The sequence below is a fragment of the Microvirga lotononidis genome, assembly GCF_034627025.1.
In the GTDB taxonomy this organism is placed as follows: Bacteria; Pseudomonadota; Alphaproteobacteria; order Rhizobiales; family Beijerinckiaceae; genus Microvirga; species Microvirga lotononidis.
Genome location: NZ_CP141048.1, coordinates 1,494,193 through 1,507,815, shown reverse-complemented (window position 1 = coordinate 1,507,815; position 13,623 = coordinate 1,494,193). Strand labels below are relative to the sequence as shown.

Annotated in this window: 16 protein-coding genes; 9 read left to right on the top strand and 7 right to left on the bottom strand. The window is 64.8% G+C overall.

What is annotated here, in order from left to right:
- Positions 1 to 111: 111 nt before the first annotated feature.
- Together U0023_RS07115 and U0023_RS07110 are read right to left on the bottom strand one after the other, a co-directional pair.
- Positions 112 to 1,665 (bottom strand): hypothetical protein, encoded by a 1,554-nt coding sequence (locus U0023_RS07115; protein ID WP_009763021.1) that lies wholly within the window; start codon positions 1,663 to 1,665, stop codon positions 112 to 114.
- A gap of 63 nt (positions 1,666 to 1,728) precedes the next feature.
- Positions 1,729 to 2,841, bottom strand: a complete 1,113-nt coding sequence (locus U0023_RS07110; RefSeq protein WP_052600579.1) for a TAXI family TRAP transporter solute-binding subunit — start codon at positions 2,839 to 2,841, stop codon at positions 1,729 to 1,731.
- A gap of 493 nt (positions 2,842 to 3,334) precedes the next feature.
- On the opposite strand from U0023_RS07110, the gene minC reads away from it, so the two are divergent.
- The 3 genes from minC to minE are packed head-to-tail and all read left to right on the top strand — an operon-like array spanning position 3,335 to position 5,095.
- Complete coding sequence (gene minC, locus U0023_RS07105; RefSeq protein WP_009763023.1) at positions 3,335 to 4,003, top strand: septum site-determining protein MinC; 669 nt, start codon at positions 3,335 to 3,337, stop codon at positions 4,001 to 4,003.
- 16 nt (positions 4,004 to 4,019) lie between these two features.
- The gene (gene minD, locus U0023_RS07100) at positions 4,020 to 4,835 is read left to right on the top strand and encodes a septum site-determining protein MinD (RefSeq protein ID WP_009763024.1); all 816 of its coding nucleotides are present in this window, start codon (positions 4,020 to 4,022) and stop codon (positions 4,833 to 4,835) included.
- Entirely contained in the window at positions 4,832 to 5,095 is a 264-nt protein-coding gene (gene minE, locus U0023_RS07095; RefSeq protein ID WP_009763025.1) for a cell division topological specificity factor MinE, read from the top strand. The genes minD and minE overlap by 4 nt, the downstream gene beginning before the upstream one ends.
- Positions 5,096 to 5,146: 51 nt before the next feature.
- Here minE and U0023_RS07090 read toward each other — a convergent pair whose 3' ends face one another.
- The 4 genes from U0023_RS07090 to U0023_RS07075 form a co-directional block, all read right to left on the bottom strand.
- On the bottom strand, positions 5,147 to 6,259 hold the full coding sequence (locus U0023_RS07090; RefSeq protein ID WP_009763026.1) for a micrococcal nuclease-like nuclease: 1,113 nt from the start codon (positions 6,257 to 6,259) through the stop codon (positions 5,147 to 5,149).
- Positions 6,252 to 7,055, bottom strand: coding sequence for a hypothetical protein (locus U0023_RS07085; RefSeq protein WP_154661109.1), 804 nt, complete (start codon positions 7,053 to 7,055; stop codon positions 6,252 to 6,254). The genes U0023_RS07090 and U0023_RS07085 overlap by 8 nt, the downstream gene beginning before the upstream one ends.
- Before the next feature lie 160 nt (positions 7,056 to 7,215).
- On the bottom strand, positions 7,216 to 7,548 hold the full coding sequence (locus U0023_RS07080; protein ID WP_052600637.1) for a septal ring lytic transglycosylase RlpA family protein: 333 nt from the start codon (positions 7,546 to 7,548) through the stop codon (positions 7,216 to 7,218).
- Between the two features lie 268 nt (positions 7,549 to 7,816).
- The gene (locus U0023_RS07075; RefSeq protein ID WP_009763029.1) at positions 7,817 to 9,049 is read right to left on the bottom strand and encodes an MFS transporter; all 1,233 of its coding nucleotides are present in this window, start codon (positions 9,047 to 9,049) and stop codon (positions 7,817 to 7,819) included.
- Between the two features lie 257 nt (positions 9,050 to 9,306).
- On the opposite strand from U0023_RS07075, the gene U0023_RS07070 reads away from it, so the two are divergent.
- On the top strand, positions 9,307 to 10,233 hold the full coding sequence (locus tag U0023_RS07070) for a DMT family transporter (RefSeq protein ID WP_040638935.1): 927 nt from the start codon (positions 9,307 to 9,309) through the stop codon (positions 10,231 to 10,233).
- Between the two features lie 6 nt (positions 10,234 to 10,239).
- Here U0023_RS07070 and U0023_RS07065 read toward each other — a convergent pair whose 3' ends face one another.
- Positions 10,240 to 10,524: a hypothetical protein gene (locus tag U0023_RS07065; RefSeq protein ID WP_009763031.1), complete on the bottom strand. Its 285-nt coding sequence runs from the start codon at positions 10,522 to 10,524 to the stop codon at positions 10,240 to 10,242.
- A 229-nt stretch (positions 10,525 to 10,753) separates the two neighbouring features.
- On the opposite strand from U0023_RS07065, the gene U0023_RS07060 reads away from it, so the two are divergent.
- From U0023_RS07060 to U0023_RS07040, 5 genes are all read left to right on the top strand, one after another.
- The gene (locus U0023_RS07060) at positions 10,754 to 11,095 is read left to right on the top strand and encodes a hypothetical protein (RefSeq protein ID WP_009763032.1); all 342 of its coding nucleotides are present in this window, start codon (positions 10,754 to 10,756) and stop codon (positions 11,093 to 11,095) included.
- Between the two features lie 285 nt (positions 11,096 to 11,380).
- The gene (locus U0023_RS07055) at positions 11,381 to 11,590 is read left to right on the top strand and encodes a cold-shock protein (protein WP_009763033.1); all 210 of its coding nucleotides are present in this window, start codon (positions 11,381 to 11,383) and stop codon (positions 11,588 to 11,590) included.
- Between the two features lie 89 nt (positions 11,591 to 11,679).
- Positions 11,680 to 11,898, top strand: a complete 219-nt coding sequence (locus U0023_RS07050; RefSeq protein WP_009763034.1) for a hypothetical protein — start codon at positions 11,680 to 11,682, stop codon at positions 11,896 to 11,898.
- Positions 11,899 to 11,944: 46 nt separating this feature from the next.
- Positions 11,945 to 12,874, top strand: coding sequence for a class I SAM-dependent methyltransferase (locus U0023_RS07045; protein WP_322883777.1), 930 nt, complete (start codon positions 11,945 to 11,947; stop codon positions 12,872 to 12,874).
- Positions 12,871 to 13,620 (top strand): pseudouridine synthase, encoded by a 750-nt coding sequence (locus U0023_RS07040; RefSeq protein WP_009763036.1) that lies wholly within the window; start codon positions 12,871 to 12,873, stop codon positions 13,618 to 13,620. The genes U0023_RS07045 and U0023_RS07040 overlap by 4 nt, the downstream gene beginning before the upstream one ends.
- The last annotated feature ends 3 nt before the right edge of the window (positions 13,621 to 13,623 follow it).

Sequence of the window (13,623 nt, the reverse complement as noted above, 5' to 3'; positions counted from 1 at the left end):
CTTTCGCGTACGACGATGCTCCCGCCCTTGATGAGCGCATCCTTCTGAGCGGAAAACCGGATCCACTTTTCGCTGACGCGGCCCTCCGGGTCCGCACGATTCGCTAGATCGTTACTTCAACGCTTCCAGCCGCTCGCCCGCCTGCACAACGCCCAGGGCACGGGCCCGCGCGTAATATTCCCGGGCCTTGGCGGCATCGCCGCGGATTCCCACCACGCCCAGCCGGGAAAGCACATTCGGGTCGTAGGTTTCCGCCAGCAGGAAGGCGGCGCGGGCCTGGCCGCCGTCCATGGCCCGCTCGAACAGAAGCCTCGCTCCGCTCACATCGCCCTTGTGGAAGAGTTCCTCCGCACGGCTCGTCAGGCGGTCATCGCTCTTGGGAGCAGCCGCGGGAGCGCTGACCTTGGGCTCCGTCACCGACGGCATTTCGATCTTCGTGGGAGGCAGGGTCGCGGCGCCGGCCGGCAGGGGCTGGATCGCCTCCGGCAGTGCCGCGATCACGACCGGAGCCAGGTCCTTCGGCAGGGCGGCGGTGGCCTCCGGCAGCGCCTTGTTGGCAATCGCCGACGCCGGGCCGATCTGCGACACGACCGGCGGAGATGCCTCGTCCTGGACGGGCGCGAGAGGGAGTTCCGTCCCGGCGGCCGCGAGGCGGAACACCACGGGTGTCGCGCTCGGGCGTTGGGGCTCCTGAAGCGTGCGCAGCTCCTCCTCGGTATCCACCAATTCCCGGGTCAGCATGTCGCCGCGCCATTCGGCTACGGCCAGGGCCTTCTTCAGTTCCGCGACCCGTGTCGCGTCGGATGCCGTCCTTTGATCCTTGAACGCGCGCAGATCGCGCAGCTCCGTCTGGATGTCGGCCAGTCTGCGCTCGGCCTCGTCGCCCCGCTGGCGCTCGCGGCTCACGAGCGCATCCCGTTCGGACGCGCTCGTGGCTTCGGAAGCCTGGTCCCGCTCCCTGGCAGCCTGAAGACCCCGGTATTCCTCTTGGAGCTTCTCCAGTTCGCCGATGGTGGCCCGGCTTTGGTCCTGCTCCCGCTGGAGGGCCTGCTGCATCTCGGAGGCTGCGGTGGCTTGCGACTTCGTTTCCCTGTCCAGGCGCTCCGCGAGAGCATCGCGCTCCTGCGTGAGGCTCGCGAGAGCTTGCGAGATCCTGTCGCTCTGGGTGCGTTCCTGCTCGAGGGCCTGCTGCATGTCGGCGAGGTTCGAGGCCTCGACAGCGGGGGTGACCGCGCAGGACCCGGCCGCTGCCGCCTTGTCGGCGATGGGCGGCTCCGGCGTCGGGATGTCGTCGCGGAGGCCGAGCCCCTGCAGGGCGCCGACGAGGTTCGGATCGTTCAGGCGATCGACGAGAACGATGGCAAGGGTCCCGACCTCGATCGCCGCATTCAGGTTGCTCTCGGCCTTCCTCATGTCGCCTGTCCGGATGGCCGCCTCCAGATCCAGTGCAAGCCGCTTCCGATCCGGCGAGGTGAGAAGAAGCGGCAGGATCGTGCGAAGATCCCCCGCGTCCCCCGTCGGGGACGCAGAGGTCCCGTTCGTGGGATCGCCGCCGGCCGGGGCGACCTGCGCGGTTGCGGGCCCGAGGAGGGTCGCGGCGATCAGGCCCGTTGTCAGCAACTCCACGGTTAAACGTTTCAATCCGGTCTGGGTGCGCTCAACCATGTCGGACCTCCTTGTGCTCTCTCAAGGCTCCGCCGGAGCCTTGCGTCGGTCCTGTTCGGATCGTCAGTCCTGTCGCGTGACGCGCCGGGTGGATTTTTGCCGGTCGCTCTGCCAGGCGAGGAACTCCCGGAACAGCACCTCGCGCTGTTCGGCCGAGACGTCGATGCCTCTGCTCTTCATGAAGCTCTCGAAGCTCTTGCCCTCGGGCGACGGCTTGCTGGCCGCCGCGGCACGGTCGAGCCAGTCCTGGGCCGGCTTCACGCGCTCCCAGCCGGGCACGTCGGCGGCGAGGTTGACCTCTTTCCATTTCGGATGCCGCCCTGGCTGCAGGAACTCGTCGAAACGGGAGAAGAACGCATCCACGAAACGCTTGACGCGCTTGTAGCGGTCTGAATTCTCCGGCCAGTTGAACACGGCGAGCAGGCTGCCGACGGCCAGGGTCTCGACCGAATTGTCCTTGTCGACGAGCTGCGGGTAATCGGCGTTCGCCAGTCGGGCGGGGAAGTAGCTTTCCGCGATCTCTCCCTCGAAGGGGATCGACAGGAGATGGAAACGCCCATCCGTCTGGAATTCGGCGATGGCGCGAACCGGACGTCCGGCCACATAGACGGCCGCCTGGATCTCACCGGATTTCAGCTTCGCGTAGGACGAGGCCTGATCGAAGGTGGTCATGTCGGGCTTGATTCCGAGCTTGTCGAAGATCAGGCGCGAGGTCAGGTTGGTGCCGCTGCCGGCCTTGTCGATGTTGACCTTCTTGCCGTCGAGTTGCCGGATATCCGTGATCTCCCGGTCGGCAATGATATGGACCTCCTCGTTGTAGAGGCGCGTGATGAAGCGCAGGCGGCGCACCGCGTCGTTCTGAAGGTTCTCCGCCTTCAGCTGCTCGCGCGCATCCATCTGCACGATGCCGATATCGACGCCGCGCAGGAACATGATGTCGCGCAGGTTCTGCAGCGAGCCGCGACCGATCATCGGCAGGACGCGCAGGTCTTCCCCGTCGAGCACGTTGGCGAGATCCGCCGCGATGCGGATATAGGTGCCGTCCGCGCCGCCGGAGATCACCCCGAGCGTGCCCGCATTGGCGCGGGACGGGTCGAAGGCCGGCGCATTCTGGGCCGAGACGGCGACCGAGCCCGACAGGAGAGCGGCTGCGACAAAGACGACCTGAAGAGACAAAGAGCGGAAAAATCTGCTCAACGGAGAAGAGACGTTCACTCGACCCGACATCCTTCATCCTCCCCTGGATGAGCCTTTCGGCTGTTGTCGATCCGATCGCTTTGTGGTCGTACTTATCGGTGGAAATTCGCTATAAGAAACGATGAAACAAAACGAAAGAAAGATCATCGTATGCCCCTCATAGACAGGGTCAATTGAGCTTTGAGGGCGGATTACTACTCAAGAAGGGATAGAAAATACTCAATAAGAGATAGATTATATCTTTATATTCCTTGCAACGGCTGAATTTCTTATTCGGACCTCAGGGTTTACCCGCACGGGATGTCCAGGTTTCCGCCGATTCGACCCTCTGAAAATTGTTAGCGCCCGCCGTCTCCTTTAACCGTCCGTTAACCATAAGCGGTCGAAATCATGGGGTATTAAAGGAATCTGAACCCCCGTGACCATTGCCGTTCGCACCCGTCCATCTCTTCGCTTCCGTGGCAGGTCCTTCATGGCCCTGGTCCTGGCGCCCGAAGTGCCGTTGCGGGACTGGCTCGAAGATCTCGATGCCGTGTCCGAGCGTTCGCCCGGGTTTTTCACCGGACGACCCATCATTGCCGACGTGTCGTCGTTAAAGCCTTCCAAGTCCGAGCTGAAGTTCCTCCTGGCCGCCTTCAAGATGCGCAATATCCGCATCATCGGGCTGGAGGGCGCCGCTCCCGAGAACGTCGACGCCGACATGCCGCCGCAGATCAACGGCGGGAAGCCGACAGGCGAGATCGACGTGCCGGACGCAGCCAATGCGGCCGTCGCAGCGACTGCCGCGCCCTTCGGCGATGCGCCCGTGCCGGAGAAGTCGCTGCTCATCGAAGGTTCCGTGCGTTCGGGCCAGTCGATCCTGCATCCGGAAGGCGACGTCACGGTCCTGGGCTCCGTTGCGTCAGGTTCCGAGATCGTTGCCGGCGGCTCGATCCACGTCTATGGCTCCCTGCGCGGCCGCGCCATCGCCGGCTGCACGGGCAATGGCCGCGCGCGCATCTTCTGCCGCAAATTCGAAGCCGAATTGATTGCGATCGATGGGCTCTACAAGACCGCTGACGATCTGGGGGGCAAGTTCCTCGGTCAGCCTGTGCAAGTGAACCTGGATGGCGACTCGATCATCCTGAAAACAATGGATTGAGAGAAAGAGGGCGACAATGGCCAAAGTCTTGGTCGTAACTTCCGGCAAGGGTGGCGTTGGCAAGACAACGTCTTCGGCGGCTCTGGGCGCGGCACTGGCGCATGGCGGCGACAAGGTCGTCGTCATCGACTTCGACGTCGGCCTGCGCAACCTGGACCTCGTGATGGGCGCGGAGCGCCGCGTGGTGTTCGATCTCATCAACGTGGTGCAGGGCGACGCGAAGCTCAACCAGGCTCTCATCCGCGACAAGCGGCTCGAGAACCTCTCCCTGCTGCCCGCCTCGCAGACCCGCGACAAGGATGCGCTGACCGAAGAGGGCGTGGCTCGCGTGCTCGATGAGCTGCGCCAGAAGTTCGACTGGATCATCTGCGACAGCCCGGCCGGCATCGAACGCGGCGCCACGATGGCCATGCGCCATGCGGACGTGGCCGTCGTCGTGACGAATCCGGAAGTCTCTTCCGTCCGCGATTCGGACCGCATCATCGGCCTCCTCGATTCGAAGACGGAACGGGCCGAGAAGGGCGAGCGCATCGAGAAGCACCTGCTGCTCACCCGCTACGACCCGGCCCGCGCCGAGCGTGGCGAGATGCTGAAGGTCGAGGACGTGCTGGAGATCCTCTCGATCCCGCTGATCGGCATCATTCCCGAGAGCGAAGAGGTGCTGCGCGCCTCGAACGTGGGCTCGCCGGTGACTCTGAACAATCCTGCCAGCGCCCCGGGCCGCGCCTATTTCGATGCGGTGCGCCGGCTCAAGGGCGAAGCCGTCGAACTGACCGTCCCCACCGACAAGAAGGGATTGTTCGGCAAGCTGTTCGGACGGAGAGCTGCATGAGCCTTCTGAGTTTCTTCAACCGGCGCACCTCCGCGCCCGTCGCGAGGGAGCGCCTGCAGATCCTGCTGGCGCACGAGCGCGGCATCGTCGGGGGCAAGCCCGACCTCGTGGCGCAGCTGCGGGAGGAGATCCTGGCCGTCGTCCGCCGCCACGTCATGGTGGAGCAGGACAACGTTCAGGTGAAGATGAACCGGGATGCCGACATCTCGACCCTCGAGATCGAGGTCGAGATTCCCGGTCCGGCCGAAATCCGCATCTGACATGCGGTGCCATGAGGGATGAGCCGCCCTGGCCGATGCCGGGCGGCTTTCTCATGGTTGCTGCTTGCTCCAGACGCCGATCTTCGCCTCGCGGGCCTTTTCGGCCGCGGCTTTGAGCTCGGGCGTCGCGTCGTCCGTGGGGCGCCCGCCGCCGTTGAACAGCACCACGCGGGACAGGTCCTGGCTGCCGACCTGGCAGCGGTACACGTCGTTCCCGCCTACCGGATCACAGGCCACTTCGCGCCCGTTCAGATATTGGGTCAGGTCTTCCGGCTTGCCTGCGCCGGGCGCCCATTCCACCCCGAACAGACGCACCACTTCACCGTTCAGCGACAGGGTTGCCGTATCGATCACGTCCGGCACGCCGCGCAGCGTTCCGGTTGGGGCCGTCGAGCCCGTCGAGACCGGCTCCGGTTCCTTGATCGGCCCGGATGCGGCAGGCGCCGCGGCGCTGGCATGCGGTGCGGACGCCTCATGTCCCCGGAACAGGAAGGTGCCGACGCCGAGAAGCGCGAGGAGCGACACGGCCGCGAGGGCGACAGCCGGCCGGGTCCATGAACGCGTCGGCGCTTCGCCGAAGACAGTCCGCTCATGCTCTTCGACGATCGGAACGGGTTGATCGTCGGCCCTGTTGCCAGGCTCGGGCGTGACCGAGGCTTTCAACGTCTCGAACGTGTTGCGCGCCCGTTCCGGAAGCGTCGGCGTCGCATCCTGTTCCCGAGAGATGGGGGCGGCGTCCTGCATCGGGCGGGACGCGCCGGAATCGACGTTCAGCCAATCGCGCTTCGGCTTCTCGCGGGGCCGAGACGCCTCGGCCTCCTGTGCAGACGCAATCGCATCGGACTTCGCCGGCCTGAACAGCACCGGATATTTGACGCGCAGCTCGTCAAGGAGGTCTTGAAGCGTAAACTCCGCCGTATGCCCGTCCTTCTCGATCGTCCGCTTCTTGCCCTCGTGATCGATGATTGTGAGCTTCAGCGCGCCGTTCTCCTCGGATGGGCGCACGGAGGATTCGATGATGAGTTCGAGGGCGCGGCGCGCATCGTCCGTAGGATGGATCCGGTCAAGTTCCGCATGGATGACCTCGCGCATGCGCTCTCGCATCCGGGCCCAGTTGTGCCGCGGATCGGCCTTGGAATCCGGCGTGGTGGAATCGTCAATCATGCGAGACACCCTCCTGGGCGAGATTTCCCCTGCGCTCCTGGCCGAGCAGGGTGCTGTGTTCCGCGACAATGACCGGTCTGTCGCCGATGAAGTTTACAATGAGCTGAAGGGCGCCGGTACCCTGCGACACGCGTCGCCGTTTGGGGCTCGTGGCCTTGAAGTCGAACACCGCATGCACCGTGCAGACTTCGCCCGCCGGGTTGCACGTGGCCCCGATGGCATCCTGGCGCGGACGATAATCGCGTTCCGGCCAGCGCTGGGCGAAACGGCGCTTCTCGTTGAAGAGCCGCTTCATGGTCATCTCGCGCCCGTGGAAGAGAATGCGCGGCGCATAGAAGGCGGCCGTGGCCTCGAGGGCGACGTCGTTCGAGGCGGACCAGGATTCGAGGTACTCGACGGCGAAGTCCCGCGCGGCCGCGGCCCGGGTGGAGCGCCTGTCGCTCTCCGGCTCCTGGCGCGGCTGAGCAGCGACGGTCGGCGCCGAGGGCTTGGCCGCAGGTGGCGGTTCGGTCTGCGCTGACGTCGGGGGCTCGGGTTTGGCGACCGGCTCCTGCGGCTGGGCCGTCCGCGCGGGCGGAACCGACGGCGCGGGAGGGGGCGGTGCGGCCTGTGCCGGAGGGCTTTCGGGCTGCGGGGCCTGAGGGGCGGGCGCCGGGGTCGGCGCCGGTCCGACCTGGGCCGGAGGATCGACCCAAGTCCGCCCCGTCTGCGCGGCAGCCATGGGGGAGACAGCCGCGGTAAGCGTCAGGAGGGCGGTTATCGATGTCAGCGACCGGCCGATCTGCATGCGTTCCAAAAGGCCTCTTCTAGAGAGAAAGGGACCGGGGAAAAGCGGGTAAAAGGCTTGTCGGTTCCATGATCCGCCCCGGCAGGAGAGGCCCGCCGGGGCAGTTGGCAATAATTCAGTCGTGAAATGAACGGGTGATGAAATAAACGATGGGCTCGAAAGCCGGCCCTTAAAGCTGGGCGACGTCGACCGAGGCGACGCCGGAGAGGCCGATCGCCTGCGCGGAGGCTTTCGACAGGTCGATGACGCGGCCGTGGGCATATGGACCACGGTCGTTGATACGCACGACCACTGATCTGCCAGTCTTCTTGTTCACGACCCGGACCTTCGTGCCGAAGGGCAGGGTGCGGTGCGCGGCGGTCAGATCGTTGGTGTTGAAGGTTTCGCCGCTCGCGGTCCGCCGGCCGTGGAAGCCCGGCCCATACCAGGAAGCGCGGCCGCTCTGAATGACTTTTCCGGAAGATCCCGCCGGCTCGGCGGAAGCTGTGTGAGGTAAGAAGATCGTCGACCCGGAGATGAACAGACTTGCGATTGCGAGCGATACCTTGCGTTGATCCACAATGCATTCCCTTGATTGTTATCGATGGGCTGCAAAATGAAGGCTAATAGGGCAACATTAAGACGATATGTTTATCTGCCTCTAATCGGGTATAGCCTGAGTATCGAGAGAGGCTATTCAGTTAATCTATGCTGAACATTCCCGGTGTCGGGACAATGTCGAATTGTACCTAAATAATCTGACGCGTCATTACTTGGGTTCGCCAGGATTTTTATTGCCCAGGCGGCAGCTTGGATTCCCTTGGGGCAAGAACCATCAGTCGAAGGGACAGAACGAGCGCCGCGATCAGCAGGACGGTCACGAGGGCCGCGACGCCGGGCCAGCCCCCATGGGTCCAGAATACGCCGCCCAGGGTGCCGATGGCGCTGGAGCCGAGATAATAGCAGAACAGGTACAGGGCCGAGGCCTGCGCCTTCGCGCCGAGAGCCCGGTTGCCGACCCAGCTGCTGGCGATCGAATGGGCGCCGAAGAAGCCGAAGGTGACGGCCACGATCCCGGCCAGGATGAGGGCCAAGTGATGGAAGAGCGTGAGCATCACGCCGGCGATCATGATCGCGATCATGGCCCACAGAACCCGCCTGCGGCCCAGGCGTCCGGCGAGCTCCCCGATCCAGGCCGAACTCAAGGTGCCGATCAGGTAGGCGGAGAAGATCGCCCCGATGGCCGATTGACTCAGGGAATAGGGAGGCTCGGTCAGGCGATAGCCGAGATAGTTGTAGATCGTCACGAACCCGCCCATGAGCAGGAAGGCTTCCGCGAACAGGGCGCGCAGGCCCGGGTCGCGCAGGTGCTCGCCGAAGGAACGCAGCAACTGCCGCGGGCGGGCCGGGCGGGGATGAAAATGAGCCGAAGCCGGCAGGCTGCGCCAGGCCGCAAGGGCCGAGGCCAGGCCCACGGCGCCGATCAGCCCGATGGCGACGCGCCAGGAGCCGAGATCCGTCAGCACGCCGCTGATGATGCGCCCGGCCATGCCGCCGACCGCATTGCCGCCGATGAAGAGCCCCATGGCAAGACCGATGGATTTCGGGTCCACTTCCTCGCTCACATAAGCCATGGCGACCGCGGGAAGGCCGCTCAGGGTGATGCCGATCGCCATGCGGGCGAGGAGCAGGCTCGTCCAGTTCGGGGCTGCTGCGGACAAGAGGGTCAGGAACGCCGAGGCGAACAGCGAGGCCACCATGACGGGTTTGCGTCCCCAGACCTCCGACAGGGAGCCGGCCACCAGCATCGCGACCGCGAGAAGGCCGGTCGAGAGCGACAGGGACAGGCTGCTGACCGCCGCACTGACATGGAATTCCTGCGAGAATTCCGGCAGCAGGGGCTGGACGCAGTAAAGGATCGCAAAGGTCGAGAAGCCGGCCGCGAACAAGGCGAGGTTCAATCGGCGAAAGGCAGGCGTTCCGCTCACCAGGCGGCTCGGTGTTTCCGGCAATGGGTCCTGCATGGATTCTTTCCGCCCTGCCGATGACGCAGGCCTTGCTCGGCCGACCCCGGGGTCAGGGGCAGCCTCGATGTCATTATGCTCAAGACGCACGTGTAAGCCAGTGGATGAAGCGATCCATTCACTGAGAGCATGGACCATGTGCCGTCTTTGCACTTCTCTTGAGGAGGAAACGGTATTTTATGCGTTTCGATTACCTCCTCTCTTTGAGACCCTCAGGCTCGCCGCATCGTCGCGCGAGCCTCATTTTTGAGCGCTTCATGACCTCCGCCTCCGCTGCTCGGGAAAACGCGGCGCCAGCGACGCCCGGCGCGCCCGCCTCCCCGCTGCGGGGCATCCTGTTCCTGATCGCCTCCACGGTGGTGTTCTCCGTAGCCGACGTCATCACCAAGCAGCTCGCCTCCACCCTGCCGCCACCGGAAGTGGCCTGGATGCGCTACGTCACTTTCGCGCTCGTCATCATTCCCGTCGTGCTGATCAAGGGTGGGCCGACCCTGTTCCGATCCCAGCGGCCCAGTCTCCAGGTGGTCCGGGGCCTGGGCATGGTGGGCTCCTCCATCATGTTCATCCAGAGCCTGCCTCATCTGCCCGTGGCCGATGCGACCGCGATCTTCTTCGTGTCTCCGATCCTGATCATGGCCCTGTCGGTTTTGTTTCTGGGAGAAACCGTCGGGTGGCGTCGCTGGACGGCAGCGGCGATCGGGTTGATCGGCGTGATGATCGTGGTGCGGCCCGGAACGGGCTCCTTCCAGCCCGCCGCCTTCCTGCCCATCGTCAGCGCATCGAGCTGGGCCGTCGGCGCCGTCGTCACCCGAAAGATCACCGGCGACCACGCGCTCACGACGCTCGCCTATTCAGCCTCCGTCGGCAGCATCGTTCTGAGCGCGCTCATGCCCTTCCACTGGGTGATGCCGAATGGAACAGAGATCGCGCTGGGGCTGTGCATGGGCGTTCTGTTCGCCATCGGCCATTGGTTCGTGGTCATGGCCTATCGTCATGGCAATGCGTCGCTGATCGCGCCCTTTTCCTATGTTCAGCTGATCTGGGCGGGCACGCTCGGATACCTGGTGTTCGGGTCGCTGCCGGATTCCTGGACGATCGCGGGCGCCGGCCTCATCTGCATGAGCGGCTTCTACACGGCCTATCGCGAGCGCATCCGCGCCCTGCAGAGGAAGTTTTCCGCCTGATCCCGATCAGGTTCCCGAGTGAACGACGCGCAGGCGCGGGCGCGCCGTGCGGCTGTAGAAATTGAGTTCCACGAACTCCCCGTCCGCCTGGCCCTCGACGAGGCGGTAGCCGAACTGCTCCACCAGGGCTCGCACCTGACCGAGGTTCTCGTTCGAGATCTTGCGGGAGAATTCCATCAGATCCTGGCTCATCAGCGCGGCCACGATGCCGATCTCGACGCCCTGATCGAAGTCGGCGCTCCGCGCCGGAAAACGAAGCCGCATACCCTCAGCAAGATGGATGTGATGCATGGGATCCTGGTCGGTTTACGCTTAACAACTGGCCGCGTTTATCGAGCACAAGATCCTACCGGTTGCTTAAAGTCCGGTCCGGGGAGGGCCTCAGCAGGGAGCGTGGTTAACCTTTCGTAGAGACGCCCGATGGATCCCGGACGACAGCTTTGCATTATCCCCGAGAGGTTCCTCCCGCCGGTCCCGGGCGGAGCGAACCGGTCTTTGGGGAACGGCAGCGAGGCGCAGCATGAAGCAGGTTTTGATAGGAATCGCACTGGCGACCGGTCTGGCGGGTTCGGCGGCCCAGGCGGCCGATATGACGACGGTGTCCCGGTACACGACCACCACCCGGATCCAGCCGGACCGCGCCATCGCCCGGCTTGCCGATCAGGGACTGGGCTATTCGGTCCTGCACGATGCGCCGAGCGGCCCGCAGGGCTTCTACCGCGTTCACGTGACCTGCGCCATCGACGAGAGCTTCATGCAGACCTATTGCCCGACAACGGCCTATGTTTCCTACTGCCCGCGGGCTCGGATCTACTGCGCCGACGGCGGAGCGAGCGTTCAGGCGTTGCGGCTGAAGTACTGAGGCAAACCGTTCCAAAAGCGACGGTAAAAGCCGGTGGCTGCGGGGCTAGCCTCTGCGCAGGCCAGAGAAGGCTGCCTGCTTTTGCGTTCGGCCGCCTTGTATTCGCCGCAAGTCGGCACTACATGGAGAATATCGACATTTGGCCGGACAATCGGGCCGTTTCGCCTTGGCCTTCCAGGCGCACGTTCAGACACTCTTCCCAAACATCGACGAACCCGAGTGTGCGGGCGTGCGAATGCATGCCCCTTGCTCACGTGCACACCAAGCCTAACCAAGGATATTCCCATGATTTCGGGCACCGTAAAGTTCTACAACGATCAAAAGGGCTTCGGCTTCATCCAGCCGGACGATGGCAGCAAGGACGTGTTCGTCCACGCGACCGCTCTCGAGCGTGCCGGCATCCGCGGCCTGCGCGAAGGCCAGAAGGTGTCCTTCGACACCGCCGAAGACCGCCGCTCCGGCAAGGTCGCCGTCAACAACATCCAAACGGCGTAACATCCGTTGGAACAGGCCCAGCCTCCGCGCAGCCTCTCAAAGCCGCCCTTCGAGGGCGGCTTTTTGCTTTTTCCCGAAAGGAATTTTCCGTGAGCCATAAATTCACCATGGGTCAGCTCGTTCATGCCGCTGCCGCCCATTTCGCGGACCGTACGAGCGGGACCTATGAGATCGTTCGCCTGATGCCGGAGAACAGCAGCGGCGAGCTGGGCTACCGGATCCGCGATACCCTGAGCGGCACCCAGCGCGCGGTCGGCGAATCGGAGATCCGCGCAGTTGCGGCAAAGCAGGCCCGGCAGGGCCATTGAGGCTTACCTTCCGGATCGCGGCATATTAAGAACGCCTGCGTTCAGCGTGGGCTCAGTCACTTTGCAAGTCACGACATCAAGAGGCGTCTACGGGACGCCACCGGCCGAGTTGGCCGAGACCCCGGAAGGGGCCGTTCAGTTTTCGCCATTGATCCCCGGCTCCAAACGTCTGGAAGAGCGGGAGAACGGGTCTCTCGACACCATGGTCATGCTCGCCCCGCCCGGCACGGTGGAGCGGCGCTACACCGTCGCCCTGGCCCTGCGGGCGCTCGCAGCCGGCGGGTCCCTGACGGTCCTCGCCCCCAAGGACAAGGGCGGATCCCGGATCGCCAAGGAACTCAAGGCGTTCGGCTGCGATGTCGCTGAGACCTCTCGCCGTCATCACCGCATCTGCGCCTGTGTGCGGCCCGCCCTTGTTTCCGGCCTCGATAACGCCCTGGCCGAGGGCGGGCCTCGCCTGGACGAAACCTTGGATCTCTGGACCTGGCCCGGCGTGTTCAGCTGGAACCGCCTCGATCCCGGCAGTGCCCTGCTGGAGCAGAACCTGCCTGCCTTGAGCGGTCGCGGGGCGGATTTCGGCTGCGGTATCGGGATACTGGCCCGTGCGATCCTGGCCTCGCCCAAGGTCGAGCACCTCGCCATGATCGATATCGACCGTCGGGCCGTGGACATGGCGGCTCTGAACATCGACGACCCGCGGGTGGAGCTGCGATGGGCCGACATCCGCAGCGGCACCGGATTGAAGGGACTCGATTTCCTCGTGATGAACCCGCCTTTCCACGACGGCGGCGCCGAGGACCAGAGCCTGGGCCAGGCGTTCATTCGCCGGGCTGCGGAAGCTCTCCGGCCGGGCGGCGTGCTCTGGCTCGTCGCCAACCGTCACCTGCCCTACGAGGCTGTGCTGACGAGCCTGTTCAAGCGGGTGACGCCGAAGGCCGAAGCGAACGGGTACAAGATCTACGAGGCCGCCAAATGAGCAAGGTCCCGACGCTTCGCCTCGATCGCCTCCTCGCCAACATGGGCTACGGCTCGCGCCGCGAGGTGCAATCCCTGGTCAATGCAGGTCTCGTCACGCTGGACGGGGCCGAAGTCGAGGATGCCGACCAGCGCATCGCCGTGACGCGCGACCTCTCGGAACGGATGCGCATCCAGGACAAGCCTCTCGATCCGCCCCCCGGCTTGGCCCTGATGCTGCACAAGCCTTTGGGTGTCACCTGCTCGCACAAGGAAGCCGGTCCCCTGGTCTACGGCCTGCTTCCGGACCGGTGGCGCCGGCGCGACCCGGCGATCTCGACCATCGGGCGGCTCGACAAGGACACGTCGGGGCTGCTGCTCATGACCGACGACGGCAACCTCCTGCACCGGGTCATTTCGCCCCGCGCCAACATCTCCAAGCGCTACCGGGTCGACCTCGACCGCCCGCTGCGTGGCGACGAGGCCGAGATCTTCGCGTCCGGGACGCTGATGCTCGAGAGCGAGGACAAGCCGCTCCTGCCCGCTCTGATGGAGGCGATCTCCGAGACCAGCGCCTACCTGACCCTGACGGAAGGTCGCTACCACCAGGTCAGGCGCATGTTCGCGGCTGTCGGCAATCACGTCGCGGCCCTGCACCGCGACCGGATCGGCGGATTGAGCCTGCCGGAGGATCTCGGGCCGGGACAATATCGTCTGCTCGGCGAGGCCGATCTCGCCCTTCTCCTGCCTCCTGCAACAGGGGCGTGATGT

Coding starts and splice junctions, on each gene's coding strand:
- U0023_RS07115 (WP_009763021.1), bottom strand. CDS start 1,665: ATGGTTGAGCGCACCCAGACCGGATTGAAACGTTTAACCGTGGAGTTG.
- minC (WP_009763023.1), top strand. CDS start 3,335: ATGGCCCTGGTCCTGGCGCCCGAAGTGCCGTTGCGGGACTGGCTCGAA.
- minD (WP_009763024.1), top strand. CDS start 4,020: ATGGCCAAAGTCTTGGTCGTAACTTCCGGCAAGGGTGGCGTTGGCAAG.
- minE (WP_009763025.1), top strand. CDS start 4,832: ATGAGCCTTCTGAGTTTCTTCAACCGGCGCACCTCCGCGCCCGTCGCG.
- U0023_RS07090 (WP_009763026.1), bottom strand. CDS start 6,259: ATGATTGACGATTCCACCACGCCGGATTCCAAGGCCGATCCGCGGCAC.
- U0023_RS07075 (WP_009763029.1), bottom strand. CDS start 9,049: ATGCAGGACCCATTGCCGGAAACACCGAGCCGCCTGGTGAGCGGAACG.
- U0023_RS07070 (WP_040638935.1), top strand. CDS start 9,307: ATGACCTCCGCCTCCGCTGCTCGGGAAAACGCGGCGCCAGCGACGCCC.
- U0023_RS07065 (WP_009763031.1), bottom strand. CDS start 10,524: ATGCATCACATCCATCTTGCTGAGGGTATGCGGCTTCGTTTTCCGGCG.
- U0023_RS07060 (WP_009763032.1), top strand. CDS start 10,754: ATGAAGCAGGTTTTGATAGGAATCGCACTGGCGACCGGTCTGGCGGGT.
- U0023_RS07055 (WP_009763033.1), top strand. CDS start 11,381: ATGATTTCGGGCACCGTAAAGTTCTACAACGATCAAAAGGGCTTCGGC.
- U0023_RS07040 (WP_009763036.1), top strand. CDS start 12,871: ATGAGCAAGGTCCCGACGCTTCGCCTCGATCGCCTCCTCGCCAACATG.